The 3,476-nt window shown below is 45.2% G+C and carries 3 protein-coding genes; 1 reads left to right on the plus strand and 2 read right to left on the minus strand.

Features of this window, described 5'->3' with window-relative positions; all coding sequences use genetic code 11:
• Nucleotides 1-388 precede the first annotated feature (388 nt).
• Nucleotides 389-1,606, plus strand: a complete 1,218-nt coding sequence (gene glgC / locus ACP45E_RS11915; protein ID WP_026026535.1) for a glucose-1-phosphate adenylyltransferase — start codon at nt 389-391, stop codon at nt 1,604-1,606.
• 273 nt (nt 1,607-1,879) lie between these two features.
• On the opposite strand, the gene copI is transcribed toward glgC, so the two are convergent.
• Nucleotides 1,880-2,383, minus strand: a complete 504-nt coding sequence (copI, locus tag ACP45E_RS11920) for a copper-resistant cuproprotein CopI (protein WP_017037414.1) — start codon at nt 2,381-2,383, stop codon at nt 1,880-1,882.
• 131 nt (nt 2,384-2,514) lie between these two features.
• Nucleotides 2,515-3,476 (minus strand): efflux RND transporter permease subunit (locus ACP45E_RS11925; protein WP_017036986.1); only part of this gene is annotated, 962 nt, incomplete at its 5' end.

Genomic DNA, 3,476 nt, shown 5'->3' on the forward strand with positions numbered 1-3,476 from the left:
CCGCTCTTCCGATCTTATCAATCGATATTGTATTTGGTGGATGAAGTAACCACAAAGGCCTAACGCCACACTAAGCCTTAATATCAAACTAGGCCTTGATATTAAACTAAGCCGGATGCCAACGATTTACCACTAACCAGCCACGCTGACTCTAGCGTGGCTTTTTTATCTCATCGTCTTGCTCCACCAACGCCATGAATCAGTCTCCAAACGCCTCATCATGGTGCAGCGAAATATTTCGTGCGCACTTTTTTGGTTCAACTTTCGTTTGCCAGATAAAAAACTCGTTACATAACAGTTCATTAATCATTGGAACGATACTTGTAACGTATCACTTAACTGAACTGAATCTGTACGACTTAAATGCACCAAACAGGGAGTGATGATGATGCAAGAGACTTTAACTGTAGTACTCGCCGGAGGGGTGGGATCGCGTTTATCACCCCTTACTGATAACAGAGCAAAGCCCGCAGTGCCTTTCGGGGGCAAATTTAGAATCATTGATTTTACGCTTGCCAACTGCCTTCACTCTGGGCTACGACGTATCCTTGTCCTCACTCAATACAAGTCACACTCCCTTCAGAAGCACTTACGCGACGGTTGGTCGGTATTTAATCCTGAATTGGGTGAGTACATAACCGCAGTGCCACCACAAATGCGTAAAGGCGATAAATGGTATAGCGGCACCGCAGACGCTATCTATCAAAACTTGTGGTTGCTGTCTCGAAGTGAAGCAAAGTACGTTGTGGTGCTCTCTGGCGATCATGTCTATCGAATGGATTATGCGCCAATGATCGAAAATCATAAAAATAGTGGTGCCGATCTCACGATCGCCTGCATGAAAGTTCCAAAGGAAACCGCAAAAGAATTTGGTGTAATGACCATTGATGATCAAAATAAAATCGTCTCTTTCGAAGAAAAGCCACAAAACCCAACGCCACTACCCAATGATCCTAACCATAGCCTTGCCTCTATGGGCATCTATATTTTCACTATGGAAGCACTCATGGACTCGTTAGAAAGCGATGCCCTCAATGCCGAATCGAGTAATGATTTCGGGAAAAATATCATTCCAAAACTCATCGACAGTCAAAAAGTGTTTGCCTACAAATTTGGAGGCGATGACGGCCGAGTAACCAAAGATGCCTACTGGCGCGATGTGGGAACCATTGATTCTTTTTACCAAGCCAATATGGATTTGCTCAAACCGGTTCCGCCGATGAATTTGTACCAAGAAGACTGGGCGATACGCACGTATGAACGCCAATTACCGCCAGCAAGAACCACCTCATCAGCCACGGGCAATGAGGGGATTTTTATCAATTCACTGATCTCAAGTGGCGTGATTAACTCTGGAGGCGCCGTTCAAAATTCGGTGCTATCTTCAAACGTTAGAATTAACGATGGCGCAACGGTCGCAGACAGCATTCTATTTGACTATGTTGAAGTGGGAGAAAACTGCCAACTAAAAAACTGCATTATCGATAAACACGTGAAAATCCCTTCTGGTACAGACATTGGGATTAACCCTATCGAAGACGCTAAGAGATTTACGATATCGGAACTTGGCACCGTCGTCGTACCAGAAAGCTATGTTTTCTCGTAAAGCCTCATTGTACTTGCTAACTCAATGGTAACGGACTCTGTTCGACTTGCCACTGATTGTTAGCATGAAACCCGTAATATTGCCAAGGCTTGAGAAGGCTTGGCTTACTTCTGTCAAGAATTGTAATTGGTTAATTTTCACCCGTGGTACTTTTCTATCCGCGGTTTAAAGGTCCCTAGTCCAAGAATGCGAGCAGTAGTCTAATTCACTCCAGTGACACGCGTAAGAGAACCTTGGCCATTATTTTATAGCCAAGGTTTAGAGATATACCGATTAAAGTTGGATATTTTTCTTCATTCCCGCTTCGTAATGCCCTGCAATATTACAAGCAAACTCGACCTTGTTATCGCCATGGAAGTGCCAAAGTAGCTGTTTCGCTTTGCCTGCTTGAACCGTTACTGTGCTACCACTGTCGTGATCATGATGACTTGTCATTGTTTTCATCATTTCTCGGTGTTTTTCTTGTTCTTCCGCTGAACCAATAGCAAATTCGTGCTCAATTTTTCCTGTATTCATCACAACAAACTGTACAACATCGTTAGGCTCTATTTTTACATCCCCTTTGAAGGTGATTGTCATATCATCGCTTAAAATAACGTGCACGACTTTATCAGGCTGTGCTCCAGTCGCGGGCATACCAACAGCTGACATACCGTCCATATCCATCATCATAGTGCTGTGGTCCATTTTTCCGTGGTCCATTTTTTCTGCGAACGCTGTTGACGAAAGTAGTGCGATGCTTATTGCCACTTTGAGTGCGATTAGTGTTTTTTTCATTTTATATTCCTTAAATTCTGAGTCTGAAATCTAGTCTGGGTGTTCAGTTAAAAATGCGGGCTGAGCGAGCAGCTCCGCATTAAATCAGGTTATTGGTTATTAGTTATTAGTTATTAGTTATTAGTTATTGGTTATTGGTTATTAATGATTTCTCTGCGTTTCCACAATTGGAAAACAGCAGGAAGCACGAGTAACGTAAGCAGTAACGCCGAAGCCATACCACCGATCATTGGGGCTGCGATACGTTGCATCACTTCTGAGCCAGTACCATCGCCGTACATAATGGGAATTAGGCCGATAATGACAGTGAGTACCGTCATCATAACGGGGCGCACACGTAGGCCTGCTCCTTCGCCAATGGCGTCAGTCAGGTCTTGTGATGTTAGAGGCTTGCGCTCTTCTTGGGCGTGAAGTTTTTTGTAGTGCCACGCTTGGTTGAGATACACCAACATAATGACACCTATCTCGACCGCAACCCCGGAAAGGGCAATAAAGCCAACCCCAACAGCAATAGAGAAATTGAAGCCAAGGATATGCATCAGCCACAATCCACCCACCATCGCCAGTGGTAATGTACCCATGATGATCAGCACCTCACCAATACGTCTGAAACTCATGTAGAGCAGCAGCATAATGATGGCAATGGTGACCGGTACCACCGTGGTTAGTCGCTCTTTGGCGCGTTCCATATATTCGTATTGACCTGACCACGCAATGGAGTAACCCGCTGGAAGATCCAACTGTTCGCTCACCGCTTGTTGTGCTTCTGAAACGTAAGAGCCGAGATCTCGTCCATCGATATCAACAAAGACCCAGCCATTGGGGCGTGCATTCTCAGTTTTGATCATAGGAGGGCCATCTTCATAGCGAATATCGGCCACATCCGCCAGCGCAATCCGTGCGCCATTGGCCGTCACAAGAGGCAGGTTCTGCAATTTCACCACAGAATTACGGTAATCTTGCGGGTAGCGAACGTTGATAGGGTAGCGTTCTAGCCCTTCTACGGTTTCACCCACTTTCATGCCGCCAACCGCCGTTGATACAACCTGCTGAACTTCTTTGATGCTTAGACCATATAGATCGGAAGAGCGGT

The organism is Vibrio genomosp. F10 str. 9ZD137, assembly GCF_049974785.1.
GTDB lineage: Bacteria > Pseudomonadota > Gammaproteobacteria > Enterobacterales > Vibrionaceae > Vibrio.

Excerpts from the sequence above, each read along its gene's own strand:
- glgC (WP_026026535.1), top strand. The coding sequence starts at position 389 with ATGCAAGAGACTTTAACTGTAGTACTCGCCGGAGGGGTGGGATCGCGT.
- copI (WP_017037414.1), bottom strand. The coding sequence starts at position 2,383 with ATGAAAAAAACACTAATCGCACTCAAAGTGGCAATAAGCATCGCACTA.